25 protein-coding genes, 1 tRNA gene and 1 pseudogene are annotated in these 21469 nt (G+C 38.2%); 19 read left to right on the top strand and 8 right to left on the bottom strand.

Annotation, left to right across the window (positions count from 1 at the left end; all coding sequences use genetic code 11):
• Positions 1–40 precede the first annotated feature (40 nt).
• The 12 genes from hprK (at position 41) to KPL75_RS12340 (ending at position 10641) form a co-directional block, all read left to right on the top strand.
• Positions 41–970 carry an HPr(Ser) kinase/phosphatase gene (hprK, locus tag KPL75_RS12395; RefSeq protein ID WP_219920833.1) on the top strand — a complete coding sequence of 310 codons (930 nt, stop codon included), beginning with the start codon at positions 41–43 and terminating at the stop codon, positions 968–970.
• Positions 971–994: 24 nt separating this feature from the next.
• A complete protein-coding gene (lgt, locus tag KPL75_RS12390; RefSeq protein WP_002144893.1) occupies positions 995–1807 on the top strand; it encodes a prolipoprotein diacylglyceryl transferase in 813 nt (270 codons plus the stop codon).
• A 66-nt stretch (positions 1808–1873) separates the two neighbouring features.
• Positions 1874–2521 (top strand): pyrophosphatase PpaX, encoded by a 648-nt coding sequence (gene ppaX, locus KPL75_RS12385; protein WP_002089567.1) that lies wholly within the window; start codon positions 1874–1876, stop codon positions 2519–2521.
• A 107-nt stretch (positions 2522–2628) separates the two neighbouring features.
• On the top strand, positions 2629–3135 hold the full coding sequence (locus KPL75_RS12380) for an acyltransferase (RefSeq protein ID WP_219920832.1): 507 nt from the start codon (positions 2629–2631) through the stop codon (positions 3133–3135).
• Between the two features lie 145 nt (positions 3136–3280).
• Positions 3281–4792 (top strand): tetratricopeptide repeat protein, encoded by a 1512-nt coding sequence (locus KPL75_RS12375; protein WP_219920831.1) that lies wholly within the window; start codon positions 3281–3283, stop codon positions 4790–4792.
• Between the two features lie 80 nt (positions 4793–4872).
• On the top strand, positions 4873–5829 hold the full coding sequence (trxB, locus tag KPL75_RS12370) for a thioredoxin-disulfide reductase (RefSeq protein ID WP_219920830.1): 957 nt from the start codon (positions 4873–4875) through the stop codon (positions 5827–5829).
• Positions 5830–5990: 161 nt separating this feature from the next.
• Positions 5991–6797: a DUF368 domain-containing protein gene (locus tag KPL75_RS12365; protein ID WP_219920829.1), complete on the top strand. Its 807-nt coding sequence runs from the start codon at positions 5991–5993 to the stop codon at positions 6795–6797.
• 215 nt (positions 6798–7012) lie between these two features.
• On the top strand, positions 7013–7471 hold the full coding sequence (locus KPL75_RS12360; RefSeq protein ID WP_001190080.1) for an NUDIX hydrolase: 459 nt from the start codon (positions 7013–7015) through the stop codon (positions 7469–7471).
• Positions 7472–7491: 20 nt separating this feature from the next.
• A complete protein-coding gene (gene rapZ, locus KPL75_RS12355) occupies positions 7492–8373 on the top strand; it encodes an RNase adapter RapZ (RefSeq protein ID WP_002016084.1) in 882 nt (293 codons plus the stop codon).
• 3 nt (positions 8374–8376) lie between these two features.
• Positions 8377–9330, top strand: coding sequence for a gluconeogenesis factor YvcK family protein (gene yvcK / locus KPL75_RS12350; RefSeq protein WP_219920828.1), 954 nt, complete (start codon positions 8377–8379; stop codon positions 9328–9330).
• 88 nt (positions 9331–9418) lie between these two features.
• Complete coding sequence (gene whiA / locus KPL75_RS12345; RefSeq protein WP_219920827.1) at positions 9419–10369, top strand: DNA-binding protein WhiA; 951 nt, start codon at positions 9419–9421, stop codon at positions 10367–10369.
• Positions 10370–10392: 23 nt separating this feature from the next.
• Positions 10393–10641 (top strand): HPr family phosphocarrier protein, encoded by a 249-nt coding sequence (locus KPL75_RS12340; RefSeq protein ID WP_002124065.1) that lies wholly within the window; start codon positions 10393–10395, stop codon positions 10639–10641.
• Between the two features lie 509 nt (positions 10642–11150).
• On the opposite strand, the gene clpP is transcribed toward KPL75_RS12340, so the two are convergent.
• From clpP to KPL75_RS12300, 8 genes are all read right to left on the bottom strand, one after another.
• On the bottom strand, positions 11151–11732 hold the full coding sequence (gene clpP, locus KPL75_RS12335) for an ATP-dependent Clp endopeptidase proteolytic subunit ClpP (protein ID WP_001049156.1): 582 nt from the start codon (positions 11730–11732) through the stop codon (positions 11151–11153).
• A 240-nt stretch (positions 11733–11972) separates the two neighbouring features.
• Entirely contained in the window at positions 11973–12842 is an 870-nt protein-coding gene (locus KPL75_RS12330; RefSeq protein WP_219920826.1) for a DUF421 domain-containing protein, read from the bottom strand.
• Between the two features lie 20 nt (positions 12843–12862).
• Positions 12863–13069, bottom strand: a complete 207-nt coding sequence (locus tag KPL75_RS12325) for a DUF1657 domain-containing protein (protein WP_167316875.1) — start codon at positions 13067–13069, stop codon at positions 12863–12865.
• Between the two features lie 11 nt (positions 13070–13080).
• Entirely contained in the window at positions 13081–13431 is a 351-nt protein-coding gene (spoVAE, locus tag KPL75_RS12320) for a stage V sporulation protein AE (protein WP_000575919.1), read from the bottom strand.
• Positions 13431–14444: a stage V sporulation protein AD gene (spoVAD, locus tag KPL75_RS12315; RefSeq protein ID WP_219920825.1), complete on the bottom strand. Its 1014-nt coding sequence runs from the start codon at positions 14442–14444 to the stop codon at positions 13431–13433. The genes spoVAE and spoVAD overlap by 1 nt, the downstream gene beginning before the upstream one ends.
• Complete coding sequence (gene spoVAC / locus KPL75_RS12310; protein WP_002034730.1) at positions 14445–14921, bottom strand: stage V sporulation protein AC; 477 nt, start codon at positions 14919–14921, stop codon at positions 14445–14447.
• A 28-nt stretch (positions 14922–14949) separates the two neighbouring features.
• Complete coding sequence (locus KPL75_RS12305; RefSeq protein ID WP_219920824.1) at positions 14950–15438, bottom strand: YhcN/YlaJ family sporulation lipoprotein; 489 nt, start codon at positions 15436–15438, stop codon at positions 14950–14952.
• 107 nt (positions 15439–15545) lie between these two features.
• The gene (locus tag KPL75_RS12300) at positions 15546–15752 is read right to left on the bottom strand and encodes a DUF1657 domain-containing protein (protein ID WP_000216167.1); all 207 of its coding nucleotides are present in this window, start codon (positions 15750–15752) and stop codon (positions 15546–15548) included.
• Between the two features lie 705 nt (positions 15753–16457).
• Between KPL75_RS12300 and KPL75_RS27815 the strand changes: the two are divergent.
• The 7 genes and pseudogenes from KPL75_RS27815 to gap form a co-directional block, all read left to right on the top strand.
• Positions 16458–16655, top strand: a pseudogene (locus KPL75_RS27815) (hypothetical protein); the annotation flags it as partial.
• Between the two features lie 33 nt (positions 16656–16688).
• Positions 16689–16889 carry a cytoplasmic protein gene (locus KPL75_RS12295; protein WP_219920823.1) on the top strand — a complete coding sequence of 67 codons (201 nt, stop codon included), beginning with the start codon at positions 16689–16691 and terminating at the stop codon, positions 16887–16889.
• A 354-nt stretch (positions 16890–17243) separates the two neighbouring features.
• Positions 17244–17319 (top strand) — tRNA-Arg (locus KPL75_RS12290).
• Between the two features lie 258 nt (positions 17320–17577).
• A complete protein-coding gene (gene rpoN, locus KPL75_RS12285) occupies positions 17578–18885 on the top strand; it encodes an RNA polymerase factor sigma-54 (RefSeq protein ID WP_219920822.1) in 1308 nt (435 codons plus the stop codon).
• 9 nt (positions 18886–18894) lie between these two features.
• Positions 18895–19140: a glutaredoxin family protein gene (locus KPL75_RS12280; protein WP_002144911.1), complete on the top strand. Its 246-nt coding sequence runs from the start codon at positions 18895–18897 to the stop codon at positions 19138–19140.
• A gap of 135 nt (positions 19141–19275) precedes the next feature.
• A complete protein-coding gene (gene cggR / locus KPL75_RS12275) occupies positions 19276–20304 on the top strand; it encodes a gapA transcriptional regulator CggR (protein WP_002089545.1) in 1029 nt (342 codons plus the stop codon).
• Between the two features lie 26 nt (positions 20305–20330).
• A complete protein-coding gene (gene gap, locus KPL75_RS12270) occupies positions 20331–21335 on the top strand; it encodes a type I glyceraldehyde-3-phosphate dehydrogenase (RefSeq protein WP_002016071.1) in 1005 nt (334 codons plus the stop codon).
• The last annotated feature ends 134 nt before the right edge of the window (positions 21336–21469 follow it).

Raw genomic sequence — 21469 nt, 5'->3', positions numbered from 1 at the left:
AAATGAGACTGAACCCGCAGCGGAGTGGAGGTTTATACATATGCCGAAAGTAAGGACAAAAGATTTAATTGAACAATTTCAATTGGAGTTAGTAAGTGGTGAAGAAGGGATCCATCGTCCGATTGATACGAGTGATTTATCACGACCTGGAATTGAAATGGCAGGATTTTTTACATATTATCCAGCTGATCGTGTGCAGCTTCTTGGAAAAACGGAGCTTACGTTCTTTGATACGTTAACGACAGAGCAAAAGCAAGAGAGAATGAAAGCGCTTTGTACTGAAGAGACGCCTTGTATTATTGTAACTCGTAATCAAGATGTACCGGATGAGTTATTACAAGCATCACGTAAATCAGGCGTGCCTTTATTACGTTCTGCTCAAACGACGACGAGATTATCAAGTCGTTTAACAAACTACTTAGAAGGTAAGTTAGCGCCAACAACAGCTGTTCATGGTGTGTTAGTAGATATTTATGGCGTTGGTGTTTTAATTACAGGTCAAAGTGGTGTCGGGAAAAGTGAGACAGCACTTGAACTTGTAAAGCGTGGTCACCGCCTTGTTGCGGATGATAGCGTAGAAATTCGTCAAGAAGATGAAGACACATTAGTAGGAAGCTCACCTGATTTAATTGAGCATTTATTAGAAATTCGTGGTCTAGGTATCATTAACGTAATGACGTTATTCGGTGCAGGGGCAGTACGAAATTATAAACGTATTACGCTTGTTATTAATCTTGAAATTTGGGATCAAAAGAAAAATTATGATCGCTTAGGTCTTGATGAAGAGAAGATGAAGATTATTGATACAGAACTTACGAAGATTACACTTCCAGTTCGTCCTGGTCGAAACTTGGCTGTTATTATTGAAGTAGCAGCGATGAACTTCAGATTAAAACGTATGGGAGTCAATGCGGCACAGCAGTTCTCTGAACGATTAATGAGTGCGATTGAGTTAGGAAATCAAGAGTAGACTCTGGAGAGGGAGGTCATATATATGCTGTTAGGTTCTGTACCACAGCTTGACCGTGTAGCAGTCCAACTTGGACCGTTCCCTGTTTATTGGTATGGGGTTATTATCGGTACAGGTGTGCTATTAGGTCTTTGGCTAGCAACTCGCGAGGGAGAAAGGCTTGGTATTCACAAAGATACATTTATTGATCTTGTATTAATTGCAGTACCAATTGCGATTCTTTTTGCGAGAATGTATTATGTCATTTTTGAATGGGAATATTATTCGCAAAATCCGAGTCAAATTATTAATATTCGTCAAGGTGGTTTGGCGATTCATGGTGGTTTAATCGGGGCTGTTATTACAGGAATCCTTTTTGCGAAACGACGCGGGCTTTCATTCTGGAAGTTAGCGGATATTGCTGCGCCGAGTATTTTATTAGGACAAGCAATTGGCCGATGGGGAAACTTTATGAACCAAGAGGCGCATGGTGATGAAGTAACGAGACAGTTTTTAGAAGGTCTTCATTTACCAGATTTCATTATTAATCAAATGTACATTGATGGTGTGTATTATCACCCAACATTTTTATATGAATCATTATGGAACTTTGCAGGTGTTATTTTACTACTCGCGTTACGAAAAGTGAATTTACGCCGTGGTGAATTATTCTTCACATATTTAATTTGGTATTCAGTGGGACGCTTCTTCGTAGAAGGTTTGCGTACAGATAGTTTAATGTTAGGACCACTTCGTATTGCACAAGTAATGTCTATTGGAATTGTTGTTATTTCTATCATTTTCATTATTGTGAGACGAAAAATGGGGCAAGCTGATAAAAGATATTTAGAAAATTAGAGAAAAGTAGCATCTTATATAAGATGCTGCTTCTTTCATATTCAGGTAATGAAAGGATTAAGGACGATGAAAATAAATACAGTGTTATTTGATTTAGATGGAACGTTAATTAATACAAATGAACTTATTATCTCTTCTTTTTTACATACGTTAAATCACTATTATTCTAATCAGTATAAGCGTGAAGATGTATTGCCATTTATCGGTCCATCTTTGCATGACACTTTTAGTAAGATTGATGCAAGCAAGGTTGAAGAGATGATTACATGTTATCGCCAATTTAATCATGAGCATCATGATGAATTAGTGGAAGAATATGAAACTGTATATGAAACGGTTCAAGAATTGAAGAAGCAAGGTTATAAAATCGGCATCGTTACAACGAAAGCGAGACAGACGGTTGAAATGGGATTAAAGCTTTCAAAACTTGATCAGTTTTTTGATGTTGTCGTGACGATTGATGATGTGGAACATGTGAAACCACATCCAGAACCACTTCAAAAAGCATTGAAATTATTAGATGCAAAGCCAGAAGAAACATTGATGGTTGGTGATAATCATCATGATATCGTCGGTGGACAAAATGCAGGTACGAAAACAGTAGCGGTTTCATGGACATTGAAAGGTAGAGCATATTTAGAAGCGTATAAACCAGATTATGTGCTAGATAAAATGAGTGATTTACTACCGATTTTGTCCCGTATTAACGGGTAGTAAGATTCCTGCCTGTAAATGCTTGATTGATGAGAGTTAGTAATCAGAGGGGAAAAGGGTTCCTATCGGTTAAAGTGTCACTTTATATAAGTAGAGGAGAGAGTTCAGTGCGACGGACAACGCGCTATCCTGTTTCAGGAGAAAATTCATTGTGGAATGTGTATAAAACAGTTTCTTTTTGGAAGGTAATGAAAAACTTTATTATCATCCAAATCGCACGTTACACGCCATTTTTATCCGTGAAGAATTGGTTATATCGCACGTTTTTACGGATGGAAGTAGGAAAGAAAACGTCGTTTGCACTTATGGTAATGCCAGATATTATGTTTCCAGAAAAGATTACTGTGGGAGACAATTCAATTATCGGCTATAATACAACGCTTTTAGCACATGAATATTTAATTCGTGAGTATCGACTCGGAGAAATCGTCATAGGGAATGAAGTTATGATTGGAGCGAATACGACAGTTTTACCAGGTGTGACGATTGGAGATGGTGCTATCGTTTCTGCAGGCACACTTGTCCATAAAGATGTACCAGGCGGCGCTTTCGTAGGCGGAAATCCGATGCGTATTATTTATACGAAAGAGGAAATGGCCACTAGAGAAGGTTGATGTTAAAAATGTAACATTTCTCTTCTCTTTTTATGAATAAAAAGGAAATAATTGATTATAATATACTGTTTTGTTTTTTACGGAATCGTTTATACTTATAGATAGAAGAATGTGTGAACGAAGAAAACAAAAAACTGGAGGATATATGGGGAAAAATCAAAGAATATATAAGGAGAACGGACAAGTTATCTCTTTTAATCAGTTAGCGGACTTCTTTTATAAAAAAGGGATGAGGGCTTATAAAGGGCAAAAATTGCAAGATGCAATTAAATATTTTCGAAGAGCGTCACAAAGCGAGAAGGAGCCGTTTATTTTATGCCAACTAGCAATAGCATTATCTGAATCTGGTGAATATCAAGAGTCGAATCAGATATTTCTAAAGCTTGTTAGATCCAATCCGGAACTTGAGCAATGCTATTATTTTATTTCAAATAATTATGCATATATGGGCTTGTTTCAACAGGCGAAGAAGTATGCAGAGCGATATTTAGAAGTTGCGGAAGAGAAGGAATTCGTAGAAGATACATTAGAATTGCTTGAGATTATGGAAGAAGAAGCAATGGGTGAGGAAGAGATTGAGGATGAAGATGAGCTAATTGTTATGCAAGAAGAAGCGAACCGATACATTCGTAACGGACAATTAGAAGAGGCGATTGCTACACTAGAAGTTGTTACGAAAGAATATCCAGAATTTTGGTCGGGCCATAATAATTTAGCGATTGCACATTTTCAATCAGGTAATGTAGATCAAGCGCTTAAGTTAACAGAAATGATTTTAGAGAAAAGTCCTGGTAATATGCATGCGCTTTGTAATACGCTTATTTTTCTATATTCCATTGGAGAGCATAAGCAAGTAGAGTCATTAGCAGGGCAGTTAGTTTCGGTATATCCAATTTCATTTGAGCATCGTTTGAAACTTGGAACAACGCTTGCAACAATTGGTCATTTTGAACCTGCATATAAATGGTTCAAAGTATTAAAGCGTCAAGGGTACGAAGGAGACGTTAGTTTTTATTACTGGTTTGCATACTCTGCGTATATGGTGAAGGAACAGCAAGTAGCTGAAAAACTGTGGCAACATGTTGTGGAATTGCATCCTGATAAAAAAGGAAAAGAACCGTGGAATGCACTGAATTTAGCAGATGAAGGACAAAATCTTTTATTTGAAGAGTTACGAAAATCATTTCAGCAAAGTACGACGCTAGAAGAGAAAATGCTAGCCTTATATTTAATGAATGAATTGTCAACACCAGAGAAGATTGGATTCTTCTTTGATGTAACGCAAGCGAAAAATGGTGTTCCAATCGTATCGCAACTTGCAAAATATTTCTTTTTACTTAATAGTCATAAAAGCATCCCAGCTGATTTACAGCAATTTGAACAGTGCGTACGAATCGCGGATGCATTATACAATTATACGAAAAAAGACGATGAATTAATCGAAGAGTGTTTAAATTTTTGGTTTTGTACGTTCATACGTTTATATACATCTGGAGCGACTTTTACAAATGTGTACGGTTGGTCAGCGGCAATTGAATACATTGTGCGCGGCGAACAAAGAAATAAGATGACACAGGCAGAGCTTGGTGATGTATATAATGTATCTGTAGCGACTGTACGAAAGTATGTGCAGGCTGTTAAGCGCACGCACATGTAGGATAGGCAAATCATTGGGAAAAAAATGATGCTAACAGTATAATGAGGGTAACTTAATGTGTATGAATGGGAGTGAATAGTGTGTCAGAAGAAAAAATTTATGATGTCATTATTATTGGTGCAGGACCAGCTGGTATGACAGCTGCGGTATATACATCTCGTGCGAATTTAAGCACACTGATGCTTGAGCGTGGTATTCCAGGTGGACAAATGGCAAATACAGAAGATGTAGAGAACTATCCAGGTTATGAGTCTATTTTAGGACCAGACTTATCAAATAAAATGTTTGAGCATGCGAAGAAATTTGGTGCTGAATATGCATACGGTGATGTGAAAGCAATCATCGATGGTAAAGAGTACAAAACAATTATTGCTGGCAAAAAAGAATATAAAGCACGTGCAATTATCGTTGCAAGCGGTGCAGAGTATAAAAAAATTGGTGTGCCAGGTGAAACAGAACTTGGCGGCCGCGGTGTATCGTATTGTGCAGTATGTGATGGTGCATTCTTTAAAGGGAAAGAACTTGTTGTTATTGGCGGCGGAGATTCTGCTGTTGAAGAGGGTGTGTTCTTAACACGCTTCGCATCAAAAGTAACAATCGTTCACCGTCGTGACACTCTTCGTGCACAGAAAATTTTACAAGATCGTGCTTTCCAAAATGAGAAAGTAGATTTCATTTGGAATCACACTATAAAAGAAATTAACGATGCAAATGGTAAAGTAGGAAGCGTAACACTTGTAGATGTAAACAGCGGAGAAGAACAAGAAGTTAAAACTGACGGCGTTTTCATATACATCGGTATGCTACCACTATCAAAACCGTTTGTTGAGCTAGGTATTACAAATGAAAATGGTTATGTTGAAACGAACGAGCGTATGGAAACGAAAGTTCCTGGTATTTTCGCAGCTGGTGATGTTCGTGAAAAAATGCTTCGTCAAATTGTAACTGCAACAGGCGATGGTAGTATTGCAGCGCAGAGTGCACAGCACTACGTAGAAGAGTTATTAGAAGAATTAAAAACTGTAACAGAAAAATAAGGGGTAATATACCTTTTGAGAAGAAAGCTACCGATAGGAGCTTTCTTTTTTTTGTGAAAATGTCAAAGTTTTGTCAAAAACAATTAGGATTATAAGTTTTCTTATTGATATACTGGACTTTACGAAAAAAATCACTATAAGAAATGAGGAATTTATTCAGTATGGAATGGCGTAATATATATCGTGGATTTTGTATGGGCGTTAGTGATTTAATTCCTGGTGTGAGCGGCGGAACAATCGCTGTTGTGTTAGGGATTTATGAACAATTGCTCGCAGCAATTAGCGGATTCTTTAGTCGCGAATGGAAAAAACATTTAGCGTTTTTAATCCCACTTGCAGCGGGTGTAGCGGCAGCTTTTCTAACGTTAAGTCACGTTATTAAATATTTATTAGCAAATCATTATGAACCGACTCAATTTTTCTTCCTCGGTTTAATTATTAGTATATTACCGATGTTAATGAGAGAAGCTGATGCAAAGGCAACGTTTAAAGGCGGCCATATCGCCTTATTAATAATTGCAGCAATTCTTGTTGCGATAACAGCATTCTTTAAACCAGATAAGGCAGCTGATCCGATTACGACGTTAACAATTTTAAATGCAATTGGTTTATTTTTCGCAGGATGGATGGCTAGTATGGCTATGCTTCTTCCTGGAATTAGCGGATCGTTTATTTTATTAATTATTGGTGTGTACCCGACAGCAATTAACGCTTTAACTACACTCAATTTACCGTTAATCGTGGTTATTGGTGCTGGCGTGATGGCCGGATTTGTTGTAAGTAGTAAAGGAATTAGCTTTTTATTAGATCGTTATAAAAGTATGACATTTGCGGCAATTATTGGGCTCGTTATCGGGTCGATTGTCATTGTGTTCCCTGGTATTCCGACTGGTGGAATTTCAATTGTAAGTTCAATTATTACTTTTATTTTAGGATTCGCGGTTGTTACTTATTTCGGTAAAAAATAAGGATTTCTCGTCCCCTTAACGGTAAAAACGTTAAGGGGATTTTTATGTGCTATTCATGGGAAGTAAGGCATTTTGCTAGCTTGTTATAGAAAGATTTTTTACAATTGCTTAGCAAAAGGGGACTGGCACCTTCGTTGTAGCAAACTGTTTTTGATAGTATAATGAAATGAGTATGCAGTGAAAAATTTTGCTGCAAGTAGCTGAGGTGAAGAAACATGCAAAGAGTGACAAACTGTGTGTTAATTAGAGATAATGAAGTACTCTTACTCCAAAAACCTCGCCGAAATTGGTGGGTTGCACCGGGCGGGAAAATGGAGCGTGGTGAGACAGTAAGAGATTCCGTTGTTCGCGAGTATCGTGAAGAAACAGGTATTTATTTAAAGAATCCAGCATTAAAAGGGGTCTTCACTTTTGTCATCCAAGAAGGTGATAAAGTTGTTTCTGAATGGATGATGTTCTCCTTTTTAGCAACAGATTTTGCAGGAGAAAACAAATTAGAGAGCGAAGAAGGCATCATTGGTTGGCATACATTTGATAAAATTGATGATTTAGCGATGGCACCAGGAGATTATCACATTATTGATTATTTAATTAAAGGGAATGGTATAATCTACGGTACATTTGTATATACCCCAGATTTTGAGTTGCTTTCATATCGATTAGATCCGAGTTAAACCTGCAAGGAGAGGATACGATGACAGAGAATAATGATATAAAAATGGTAATTATTACAGGGATGTCTGGAGCTGGAAAAACGGTAGCGTTACAAAGTTTTGAAGATTTAGGATATTTTTGTGTAGATAATTTACCACCGATGTTATTGCCGAAGTTTATTGAACTTATGGCGGATTCAAAAGGTAAAATGAATAAAGTAGCACTCGGTATTGATTTACGTGGCCGAGAGTTTTTTGAATATTTATGGGGAGCACTTGATGATTTATCAGAACGCACATGGATTATTCCTCATATTTTATTTTTAGATGCGAAAGATAGCACACTTGTAACTCGCTATAAAGAAACGAGACGTTCGCATCCACTTGCGCCAACTGGCTTGCCGTTAAAGGGAATCGAAGCTGAGCGTGGTCTATTAACTGATATGAAGGCGCGAGCGAATATTGTGCTTGATACATCTGATTTGAAACCGAAAGAATTACGAGAGAAAATTGTTCACTTGTTCTCAACAGAAACTGAGCAAGCATTCCGTGTAAATGTTATGTCATTTGGATTTAAGTACGGAATTCCAATTGATGCTGATTTAGTATTTGATGTTCGTTTTTTACCAAATCCATATTATATTCCACATATGAAGCCATTAACAGGACTGGATGAAGAAGTTTCGTCGTATGTGTTGAAATTTAATGAAACACATAAGTTTTTAGAGAAATTGACGGATCTTATTACTTTCATGCTGCCTCATTATAAAAGAGAAGGTAAGAGTCAACTTGTAATTGCTATTGGATGTACAGGTGGGCAACATCGTTCTGTTACGCTTACAGAGTACCTTGGGAAACATTTGAAACCAGAGTATAGCGTTCATGTATCTCATCGTGATGTGGAGAAGAGAAAGGGCCATTAAGGGATGAAAAAAGAGAGAAAACCTAAAATTGTTATCATGGGAGGTGGAACTGGACTTTCTGTTTTATTAAGAGGATTAAAACAATATCCTGTTGATATTACAGCAGTTGTAACAGTAGCCGACGATGGAGGCAGTTCAGGTAGACTGCGTGATGAGCTAGAAATTCCACCTCCAGGTGATATTCGTAACGTACTTGTTGCGTTATCGGATGTAGAACCATTAGTGGAAGCTTTATTTCAGCACCGTTTTACCACTGGGGACGGACTGAAAGGGCATGCGTTAGGAAATTTACTATTGGCAGGTATGACTTCGATTACAGGAGACTTTTACCATGCGATTACGGAAACGAGTAAAGTATTAAATGTCAGAGGACGTGTATTGCCAGCAGCGAATCAAAGTGCGGTACTTCATGCAGAATTAGAAGATGGAGAAATTGTAACAGGTGAATCCAAGATTCCTTATTTCGGGAAGAAGATTAATCGTGTCTTTTTAACTCCAGAAGATGTAGAACCGTTATGTGAAACGTTGACGGAAATTAAACGAGCTGATTTGCTTGTTTTCGGTCCAGGAAGTCTGTACACAAGTATATTACCGAATTTAGTTGTTAACAAAATTGGAGACGCTGTTCTTGCTGCGAAAGCGAAGAAGGTATATGTATGTAATGTTATGACGCAAGCGGGCGAAACGAAGGGTTATACTGCGTTTGATCACGTGCAGGCGTTACATGATCATTTAGGTAAACCATTTATCGACACTGTGATTGTAAATAATCGTGATATTCCTCGTGAATTACGTAATTTATATGAGGAAGAAATGTCGGAACCAGTTGTACTGGATACAGATCGTTTTGCTGAACATAATATTGAAATCATTCAAGATCAATTAGCGAAATATGATGATCGTGTTGTAAGACATGATACATTAAAGTTAGCTTCTATTTTATATTCATTGTTATAAATGTGCGTTGCCTCGTTTGAGGTAACGCTCCTCATTCATATAGGACAAGATTTTTGTTCCAAAGTAATAGTATAAGGAGGTGTTGACTGTGTCATTTGCATCAGAAACAAAGAAAGAGTTGACCAACCTTGAAATGAAGGAATGCTGCGAGAAATCAGAATTATCGGCGTTGCTTCGAATGAACGGATCGCTTTCTTTTTCAAACCGTCGCCTATCTATCGATATTCAAACGGAAAATGCAGCAATTGCAAGAAGGATTTATACGCTTTTGAAAAAGGGATATGATGTGACGGTAGAATTACTTGTTCGTAAAAAAATGCGATTGAAGAAAAATAATGTATATATCGTGCGGCTTGTTGAGAAGTCTCGCGAAATATTAGCAGATCTTCACATTGTTCGAGATGACTTTTCGTTTATTCGAAATATATCACAGGGATTAATCGAGAAGAAATGTTGTAAACGATCGTATTTACGCGGTGCATTTTTAGCAGGTGGTTCAGTAAATAACCCAGAAACATCATCTTATCATTTAGAGATCTTTTCGTTATATAAGGAACATAATGATTCTATATGTGAACTGATGAACGGATTTGATTTAAATAGTAAGACGTTGGAAAGAAGAAAAGGGTACATTACGTATTTGAAAGAAGCTGAGAAAATTACAGAGTTTTTAAATATTATAGGTGCTCATAATGCACTTTTAAGATTTGAAGATATTCGAATTGTTCGCGATATGCGTAATTCAGTAAATCGTTTAGTTAACTGCGAAACAGCTAATTTAAATAAAACAATTGGTGCAGCGCTAAGGCAAATTGAGAACATCCGCTATATTGATGAGACGGTTGGGCTTGATATTTTGCCAGATAAATTAAGAGAAATTGCACAGTTACGAAGAGATTATCAAGATGTAACATTGAAAGAGTTAGGTGAGATGGTATCCGGGGGGAAAATTAGTAAATCGGGTATTAATCATCGTTTGCGTAAAATCGATGAAATTGCAGAGAAATTACGCGCGGGGGAAACAGTAGCAAAAAAATAAGAGGTTAAAGGGGAAATGGAGCTGTGGTTCAAAAACTGGTTAAAGTTGCATTAAAAAACGGCTTACAAGCACGTCCGGCTGCGTTGTTTGTACAAGAGGCGAATCGCTTTCATTCTGATATTTTCATTGAGAAAGATGGAAAGACGGTTAATGCAAAGAGCATAATGGGGATTATGAGCTTAGCAATCGGAACTGGTAGCATGATTACAATCACAACAGAAGGTTCAGATGCAGAAGAGGCTTTGGAAGCATTAGCTGCATATGTACAATAAAAGGCTATCGCGAATGTGCGATAGCTTTTTTGTTTTGTTACTTGCGGGCATTCTGTTTGGTGCGGGGTAACAATCAGTCGGGTATGTTGGTGGTTCGTGCTTGTCGGTAAGTCGATATATTGAAAAAATCGCTGATATAATTTGAGTTGTGTTCGATATAATTGAAAAATCGCTGATATATCTCGGTAAATACAAGATGGGGTATGTGCGCGGGAGTACATGATAAAAAAGCGCCCTGTAATAGGGCGCTTCCGCTTTTAGTTATATCTAGCTCCAGTGGCTAGCTCTTCGTGTCTAAGAACCTTCCGCATAAGAAGGCAAAAAGCGCCTTTTATGCGAAAGAACCTTAGCCAGTCAGAGCTGAACGAGCCGCCTCTGCTTTTAGTATATCCAGCTCCAGCGGCTAGAATCTCCGGTCGTTTCGCCCCTTGATTCGAGGCAAAAAGCGCCTCGGAATCAGGGGCTCCATCGCCCTGCAATTCTGAACGAGCCGCCTCTGCTTTTAGTTATTAACGATTTGTAAAGATCTTATCGATTAAACCGTATTCTAGAGCTCTTTCTGCTGTCATGAAGTTGTCGCGGTCTGTGTCGCGTTGTAGAACTTCAAGTGGTTGACCTGTGCGGTCAGCAAGGATTTGGTTTAATTTTTCACGTAAGAATAGGATGCGTTTTGCAGCGATTTCGATTTCAGTCGCTTGACCTTGTGCACCACCAAGTGGTTGGTGAATCATTACTTCACTGTTAGGAAGAGCGAAACGTTTTCCTTTTTCACCTGCTGCAAGTAAGAATGCACCCATAGATGCAGCCATACCGATACAGATTGTTGATACTTGTGGTTTAATAAACTGCATTGTATCGTAAATTGCCATACCAGCTGTGATAGAACCACCAGGGCTGTTGATATAGATGTGAATATCTTTTTCTGGATCTTGAGATTCCAAGAATAAAAGCTGGGAAACGATTGAGTTTGCTACGTTGTCATCAATTGCGCTACCAAGCATAATGATGCGGTCTTTTAATAGTCGAGAGTAAATATCGTAAGCGCGTTCTCCACGATTTGTTTGTTCAATTACTGTAGGAATTAAATTCATCTGTTATTTCCTCCTTTGAAAGCTTTCTTAGTTTATAATACAATTATGGTCAATAAAGGTCAAACGAAACCACTTTAAATCAAAAAAATATGTAGTTGTATCATGAAATATTCGCTATGTTTTTGAAATTCCCTGCTTATGTATCTTCAACATCATAACCGAATTACATAAATTTAAACGTCATGAAAACTGTAGGAAAAAAGAAAAGAACGCCTTTTGATTGAAGCGTTCTTTCGGTATTTATTCTTTTAAAAGATAGGTTACTCTATTTAAAATCTTTTCGATTTGTTTCGCGTTTTTACTATACATTTCGCTAGCTGATTTCGACTTTGTTTCTAAAGAAAATAGTTCAAGATCAGCATGGCATTTTTTTAAAGATGCTAATAATAAAGGTTTGTTTTGAGGAGAAGGCATTTGGAGTTTGTCATTATAAATGTCGATAGTGAGTTGTCCGTATGAGTCAACTTGACCGAGAAAGACATTTTCGATGACAACGCCGAGTTTTTCTAATTCTGAATGTAGCCAAGCCCGGTTATGCCCGCTTGATGACAGAGGTTCATCTAGTATATTTCCATCCATAATAACAGTTTGTGGTTCCTTCTCGTTTGGTACTTTTAAGCCTACGTCTTTTGCTGTAAGTGGTTGGCGATCTTTCTTTAATAATACATTTAATTCACCGCTCGGTTCTAGTACTGCAAATTCAACATCAGCTACGCTGAACGCATCTTTTCCTCGGAGTAGTTCAAGTAATTCGTCACTTGTATATTTTTCTTTCTTTAAGTTATCTTCGAGTATTTTTCCATCTTTTATTAATACGGTAGATTTTCCTTCAAAGAAGTCCCGAGCTGTTTTGTTCTTTAAGGAGAGGATTCCTGTGAAAAAAGGTACTACAGCGAAAATGAGTATCGCAAAGACGCCGTGGAAAAATTTTGAATCGAGCCCTGTAGATACTTGGGCAGCGATGTCACCGATTGTCATTCCGGCTATGTATTCAAAAAAGGAGAGCTGAGAGATTTGTCTTTTCCCTAGCCATTTCGTAATAGCGAATAAAATGATTAATATGAATACAGAGCGAAGAATAACGAGTGTCCATTCGGGCAGGTGAGACATAGTCATTTCCTCCAGTCTACTTAAAACCCTTTATATTGAGGTTCTTCACGTTCTAATACTGAAATTCTATCCTTTAAATCAGCGATGACGCTGTCCATTTCTAACATACATTCATGAAATACGCGTTTTGATTCCGCGTCCTGTGAATTTAATGAAAGAGAGCTTAAACTTGCTTGAGCGCCCCTTACACTTGCAAGGCAGGTTTTTACGCTAGCGATAACAGTCATGAAAACACCTCTTATCCTTTCGGTTTGAATAGCAATGCTCCAATGAATCCGAAAATAATAGCTGCTGATACACCAGCACTCGTTACTTTAAACATACCGGTAATTACGCCGACGATTCCATGTTTAGCTGCTTCTTCCATCGCGCCGTGAACGAGGGCATTACCGAAGCTTGTAATTGGTACTGTTGCCCCGGCCCCAGCGAAATCAATTAGTGGTTCATACAAATTGAATCCGTCTAATATAGCTCCAGCAACAACGAGCGTTGCCATCGTATGTGCAGGTGTAAGTTTGCCGACATCAAACATAAGTTGCCCGATTACGCATATAAGTCCACCAATGACGAAAGCCCAGAAAAAAATCATTACGTTGCACCTCCAAATTCAATTGAAACAGCGTGAGCGATACATGGAATTGTTTCTTCTTGTTGGAATGTAAGAGGAGATAGTAAAGCACCTGTCGCAACAACTAGTATCTTTTTGAATTCTCCTTTTTTCATTCTATTTAATAAATGTCCGTACACGACTGTTGCTGAACAGCCTGGGCCACTTCCGCCGGCTATTACAGGTTGACCTTCTCTATAAATGAGTAACCCGCAATCTTGAAATTGTTCACTTGTTACTTTTGTCCCATGTTTATGTAGTAAGTCATAAGCAATTTCGCGTCCAACGTGTCCGAGATCGCCTGTTACGATTAAATCGTAGTGAGATGCATCGAGATTTCTTTCTCTTAAATGAGCTTCAATTGTATCGACAGCAGCAGGAGCCATTGCGCCCCCCATATTAAATGGATCTGTTAACCCCATATCAACAATGCGCCCGATTGTGGCGGAAGTTACTCTTGGGCCATGTCCTGTATCACTTAAAATAGCTGCGCCTGCACCGGTCACTGTCCACTGGGCAGTAGGGGGTTTTTGACCCCCATATTCAGTTGGATAACGGAATTGTTTTTCCACGGCAGCATTATGGCTTGATGCACCAGTTAATAAATATTTTGCACCTTTTGCATTTACAATACTTGCCCCAAGTGCTAAACCTTCCATAGAAGTAGAACAAGCGCCGAATAAACCGAGATAAGGTGTGCCAAGTGTGCGGCATGCAAAGCTCGTTGGAGTTATTTGATTAATTAAATCTCCGGCGAGTACGAATTGAATATCATCTTTCCTAAGTTTGGCTTTTTCTGTAGCACGGCTACAAGCCTCTTCAAACAAAATTTTATGTGCTTTTTCATAGGAATCTTGTCCGAGCCATAAATCTTCATGCAGGGTATCGAAGTCTTCAGGGATTTTTCCATTTGCTTCAAATGGGCCGCCGACTACACCTGTTGAGATGATAACTGGTTTGTTTTCGAATACCCATGTTCGGTGTCCTTGTAACATTTACAGCCCTCCCCATTGAAAGAGAATCGTTTTAATAAGAGCGATGACGAAAGCTGAAAATACGCCAAATAAGATGACCGATCCTGCTAGTTTAAACATGTTACCACCAACACCGAGAACGAAGCCTTCTGTACGGTGTTCAATACATGCGGCAATAACAGAGTTACCAAATCCAGTAACGGGAACTGCGGTACCAGCACCAGCGAATTGTCCAAGGCGATCGTAGACGCCAAATCCCGTCAGTAGCATGGAGATAAAAATAAGAGTTGCAACGGTAGGATTCCCGGCAGAGCGTTCAGTGAAATCAAAATAGGTAATATAAAAAGTGGAAATCAGTTGGCCTATTAGACAAATTAATCCTCCGACGAAAAAAGCTTTAATACAATTTTTTAAAACGGGACGCTTCGGTTCGCGCTGTTGTTCGAATTTTTTATATTCTTGTTGTACAGGTGTTAAGTTTTTATCTTTACTAGACATTTGAATCCTTCCTTCTCTTGTAGAAAGCTTAAATATTAGATCCCATTTCCGATTGAATGAGTTTCAATTGTTTTTTGATGCCATCTTTACTTACTTTCTTTTTCTTAATTTTGTTTTCAAGTTCTTCTATGAGCATAAAGATCTTTTTGTCTGTACTTACACGAATATCGAAAGTAGGGTTTTCATCACTTAGCTTCTTTTTTAATTTACTTCGTAAAGGTTTTAAACTAAATCTTTCGTGATGTTCAGGCTTGACGGCTATGTAAAGATCTAAATTTGTATTAACGGCGGTAGCTTCTATAATTCCCTCTATAGCGAGAGCTTTTTTCTTAGCTTCTTGCGATATAGATTGATTAAAGGATTCTGTACTCATTTTTGTTAACTTAGGGCCCTTGTCTTCTTCCGTTCGTTTTGCTTCTTCTTTTTTTACCTTTTTATCTAACGGGCTATTATCACATCCGGTAAGTGAACCGAATAGGAGCATAAATAACGCGGTTATGATTCCAAGTTTTCGCATTATAATCATTCCATTTCTATTGCATTATGTAATGTGAGAGAAAAAGGATGATTGCATATCACCCTTTTTCTCACATTGAGTACCATTAGATGAATTGGTACTTTCGGTTATTGCTGTGTGTATTGTGGTTCTTCTTGCTGGACTTCTTCAACACGTGGGTTTAAAGAATCAATAATTGTTTGTGTTTGCTGCGCAGCTGTTTGGAAAAGTTGCTTTGCTTGTTGGTTATCCGTATCAAGAGCGAATCCCTCTAAGCTAGCTTGTGCACTTTTTAATCCAGAAACAGTTTGCTTAAGTTTTGTAATTACAGTCATTGAATGAAGCCCCCTTTGGAATATCAATTCAAAGATTATAATTTGTGAGTTGAGGTGAATTTATGATTGGAAAATTTAGGGGGAGGATATGTTTTATAGGCTCCTAGCTAAGGTATATAAAGGATTAAGGGGATATTTTTATTGATTTAGATGGATTTTATTTCTATTATTATGAGAAGAAAATAAGCAGGTGCTTACTTGTTATATTTCACTTCTATTAGAGGTTTTTCGCAAGAAATTAAATGTGGAAAAGCGGAATAGAAGAAGGCTTAAAACCTTGATAACAAACGGTTTATAAAATTTTATCATGCGCCCATAGCTCAGTCGGATAGAGCGGTGGTTTCCGGTACCACGTCTAGAGTCGGATAGGAAGTCAATGAAGTCTCAAGGCGTGATATAAAGCCGTTTGGTAGTGTTTTTGACGCTTAACTTGAGCGAGAACAAACCGCAATTGTCCTACGAAGGCATTAGCGAGTTAGTGTCGCATAGTTAGGACATGCTATGGACTGTTAAATGAGGATAACGATAATATATTTACGGAGAGCGTCCGTCTGAAAAAAATTCAGATAGGGGGCTCTTTTTTATTATGTTAAAAAATAGACGAGTTGTAAAAAGACGAAGAGAAATAGTCGATTCAAAGGCGCAACGATCCCAGAAAATGCGATCTATGAATTCAGCGCTTATTTAGCTATCGTGTACAATGATACGAATCGAATGCAACAACAGGGGATCGCATCGTTTAGTATTACGGGGGGTGGTTCATTCACGTTCAAAGAAAACAACGTATCAAGCGCGATCGGCTAGCCATTATCCGAGTTGATCCCTAATAGTGTGTTACAATTAATCGAAGCGGAAAGCGAGGATCTCCAATTGACTGGACGTGTGATCGGTTGGACAGTTTAAGAAGGTTGTATAAAACAGGGAGATGACGCAAAGATGGCGAAAGCAAAAGAGAGTGATTTAACGGAGAAATTGGCAGAAGGTCAACGACAATATGGTGACGGCAACTTTACAATACAGAACATCGGTGATGAAACTAACCCGAATTGGACTGTCGTAAAAAATGTGAGGAAGGGATCAGCAGGCATTCGCGAAGAGGAAGATATATTAAGGCTGCGATCAAAATATATAAAATAGTGCGGAAATGGGCGGAAATCACTTCGCCTGTCTTTCGTTTTATAGGCTATATTCAAAAACTGCGAGACACAGATTGGCAATACTCGGCGATTAACTTTTATTTCGTAGGGGTCTTAAATGCGTTCTATTTCATTTTAAGCAGATTAAGAAACGGGCAAACGTAGGGGAAATATGTGATAGTGCTAGTGTAGAAGGCACTTTTATACTTGCGCATTCGGTTAACGTCGAGATATAATATTACATATGTAAAGAAGCGAACGTCTACGTGTTGGTGTTCGTATCCTACGTTTAACTTTCGGTAAGAACAAATCGGAAGAAGACGGAAGCAAACCGTTGATATTATCATATTTTCATGCGCCCATAGCTCAGTCGGATAGAGCGGTGGTTTCCGGTACCACGTCTGCCGGGGGTTCGAATCCCTCTGGGCGCGTCAAAAAGTCCTAACTTACGTTTTGTAGGTTAGGACTTTTTTATTTCCCTCTTGTTATATCTAGTTATAGGATTTACTATTAGTATGTGGTAATAACTTTTGTGCGTTATTATTTTCTTTCAATATTATTCATTTTTCGGTTGTAAGTTGTAAATCTCATTAATACATATAAATTAATAATATTTTGGAATGGGTGTCTGCGATAGGATTCTCCTTTTACCAAACTTATTGTACAATAGAAACAAGGGGGAGATTAGTTTGAAGGCAAGTCTTTTACAAGAACAAAGCTTACGTTTGGCAATGACACAAGAGTTAAGGCAAGCGATTACAATGCTCCAGTATAATGTACAAGAATTATCGGAGTTTTTATATGAGCAATCGTTAGAGAATCCCCTTATTGAGTTAGGTGGTTTTGAGAGGGAGAAGAAAAAGAGCTCTAACACAAGTAAAAGTACCAGCAAACAAGTCGAGAATCAAATGGAAATCTACAGTGTGGATTCTACAACGATTCAGCAACATTTATTAAATCAACTCCAGTATTATAAAATAGATGAAGAAGAGCGAAAAGCAGCTTCTTTCATTATTATGAACATGGATGGAAATGGCTATTTACAAGAAACAAATGAAGAGCTATCAGAGCTTCTTTCTGCGCCAATCGATGTAGTGGACCGTTCCATAGAGCTTGTTCAATCGTTAGAGCCAGCAGGGGTAGGTGCGCGTAATATTCAGGAATGTCTATCAATCCAATTGAAGCGCTTACAAAGAAGGAATGGGTTGGCGGAAGAAATTATAGATGATCATTTTAATTATTTCGTTAAGAAAGATTGGCGAAAGCTTGTTCAAGCTATGAAGTGTACCAACGAGGAATTACAGGATGCGGTGAACTGTATTACATCATTACAGCCGAAACCAGGTCTTGCATTTTCTTCGGATAAACCACTTTATATCGTGCCTGATATGGCGGTAAAAAAAGATGGCGATCATCTCGTTTTACAGATGAATGAGAGAAATATGCCGAGAATTGAAATTCACTCTGAGTATAGTGCGTTACTAAATAATAGTGAAAGTGAAGTGGCTTCTTACGTATCGGAGAAGTATCAGCATGTGCAATGGATTATGCGCAGTTTGAAACAGAGAAAACAAACACTCTTACAAGTGATGAATATTATTATGGAAAAACAGCATGATTTCTTCTGGAGAGGTCCAGAGTATTTAAAACCACTTGCTTTAAAAGAGGTGGCGGAAGAGTTAGGTGTGCATGAGTCTACAATTAGTCGTGCAACGCGTAATAAATATGTGCAAACGCCGCATGGTTTATTTGAGATGAAATCGTTCTTTAGTAATTCTATTTCTACGACGGAAGATGAGGCGGTTTCTACAAAGCGTGTGAAACAATTCATTCAAACGCTTGTTGGAGCAGAAAATAAGAAAAAGCCACTTTCGGATCAAAAGATTTCAAAATTATTAGAAGAAGAGCATGAAATCGTTATTTCTCGCAGAACGGTTGCGAAATATAGAGAACAAATGCATATTCCCGCTTCGTCTCTAAGAAAAACAATTGGATAGGTGAAGAAGATGAAAGTTGTACTATATACAAAAAAAGATTGTGGTCTTTGCGTGAAGGCGAAACAAATTTTAAAGGAAGTACAATGTGAATATTCTTTTCAAATTGAGGAAATAGATATATATGAAGATAATGACCTTTTAGAGAAATACCATCTAATGATTCCTGTTGTAGAAATAGGCGGAAGACAAGTAGAATATGGTAACATTCACAAAGGTGTCATAATAAACTATATAAACAATGCAGTTAAGAGTTGAATAAGTTTCTATCTCCTGTTACAATAATACACGTAGCAGGGATTATTTTTTTAACCTAAGTGGGACACAAAATGTCACTACGGGACATAAAGTGACCACGAAGGAAAATGAACCGATGTAGTGAGGAGAAAAGATATGCGCTCATGGATTCAGAACACAAAAAAATTATTACCTGATCTGCTACCTGTTATGCAAACGAGAATGCAAGTACTTCAGTACATTAGGCTTATGCAGCCGATTGGGAGAAGAAACTTATCTGCAAGTCTCGGTATGACAGAACGAGTATTGCGAAGTGAAGTTCAAGTTTTGAAAGAACAAAACTTAGTTCACGTCGCTTCTTCTGGAATGACTTTGACAGAAGAAGGAACAGCTTTAGTTCTTGCTTTGGAAGACTTTATGAAAGAAATTTCCGGGTTAAAGGTTTTAGAAAAACAACTTAAGGAAACATTAGACTTGGATGAAGTTTTCGTTGTCCCTGGTGATAGTGATGAATCACCTTGGGTCAAACTGGAGATGGGCCGTGCTTGTGTGACTTGTATAAAAGACCGTCTGACAGTGAATAATATCGTTGCTGTGGCTGGAGGAACTACGCTAGCTGCTGCTGCGGACATGATGCAACTTGATTGCAAAGATTTACATATGCTATTTGTCCCAGCACGTGGTGGAATTGGAGAAGGTGTCGAGTTAGAAGCCAATACCATTTGCGCCAAAATGGCACAAAATACGATGAGTAATTATCGCTTATTGTATGTTCCAGATCACGTTAGTAGCGAAGCATATGCGTCTATTGTAACAGAGCCCTCCGTGAAAGAAGTTCTTGAGTTGATTCGATCTTCCAATATCGTCATTCATGGAATTGGTGATGCGTTAACAATGGCACGTCGCAGAAATACTTCAGAAGCAGATTGGTTAAAGATTCAGGCAAGCGAAGCAGTTGGCGAAGCTTTCGGTTACTACTTTAATGAACAAGGAAATGTTGTTCATAAAGTAAGAACAGTTGGTATGCAACTTGAAGATTTACAACATGTATCTCACGTTGTCGCAGTCGCTGGAGGTTCTTCAAAAGCAAAAGCAATACAGGCTGTAATAAAGCAAGGGCACACTTCAATTCTAATTACAGATGAAGGTGCAGCAAAACAATTAACAAAGGGTATTACCCTTTAATATAATCCCCCAAGGAGGAAATTTAAATGACTAAAATTGGTATTAATGGATTTGGACGTATCGGACGTAACGTATTCCGCGCAGCTCTTAACAACTCTGAGGTAGAAGTAGTAGCAATCAACGACTTAACAGATGCTAAAACATTAGCTCACCTTTTAAAATATGATACAGTTCACGGAACTTTAAATGCAGAAGTATCTGCTAACGAAAACAGCATCGTTGTTAACGGTAAAGAAATTAAAGTTATCGCTGAGCGTGACCCAGCTCAATTACCATGGAGCGACTACGGAGTAGAAGTAGTAGTAGAATCTACTGGCCGTTTCACTAAAAAATCAGACGCTGAGAAACACTTAGGTGGATCAGTTAAGAAAGTTATCATCTCAGCTCCAGCTTCTGACGAAGATATCACTGTAGTTATGGGTGTTAACCACGAACAATACGATGCAGCTAACCACAACGTAGTATCTAATGCTTCTTGTACTACAAACTGTCTAGCTCCATTCGCTAAAGTATTAAACGAAAAATTCGGCGTAAAACGCGGAATGATGACAACAATTCACTCTTACACTAACGACCAACAAATCTTAGACTTACCACACAAAGATTTACGTCGTGCTCGTGCAGCAGCTGAAAACATGATCCCAACATCTACTGGTGCTGCTAAAGCTGTAGCATTAGTATTACCAGAACTTAAAGGTAAATTAAACGGCGGCGCTGTACGTGTTCCAACTGCTAACGTTTCTCTTGTTGACTTAGTTGTTGAACTTGACAAAGAAGTAACAGTTGAAGATGTAAACGCAGCATTCAAAGCAGCTTCTGAAGGCGAATTAAAAGGTATCCTTGGATACAGCGAAGAGCCATTAGTATCTATCGACTATAACGGATGTACAGCTTCTTCTACAATCGATGCATTATCTACAATGGTAATGGAAGGTAACATGGTTAAAGTACTTTCTTGGTACGATAACGAAACTGGTTACTCTAACCGCGTAGTAGACCTAGCTGCATACATGACTTCTAAAGGTCTTTAATTCTTAAGTATATAAGCAATCAATGACAAAACGAGGGAGAGGGTTTGTTCCCTCTCTCTCTTCTTTCGTTTTAGAAGCAAATGTGTTAAGCTTTTGAATGGGTTTTGTCAATCCTAACTAGTAGTCGGAGGGAA

The organism is Bacillus sp. NP247 (assembly GCF_018966865.1).
In the GTDB taxonomy this organism is placed as follows: Bacteria; Bacillota; Bacilli; order Bacillales; family Bacillaceae_G; genus Bacillus_A.
Note: the sequence above shows the minus strand (reverse complement) of the source record. Positions and strands in the feature narration are given on the sequence as shown.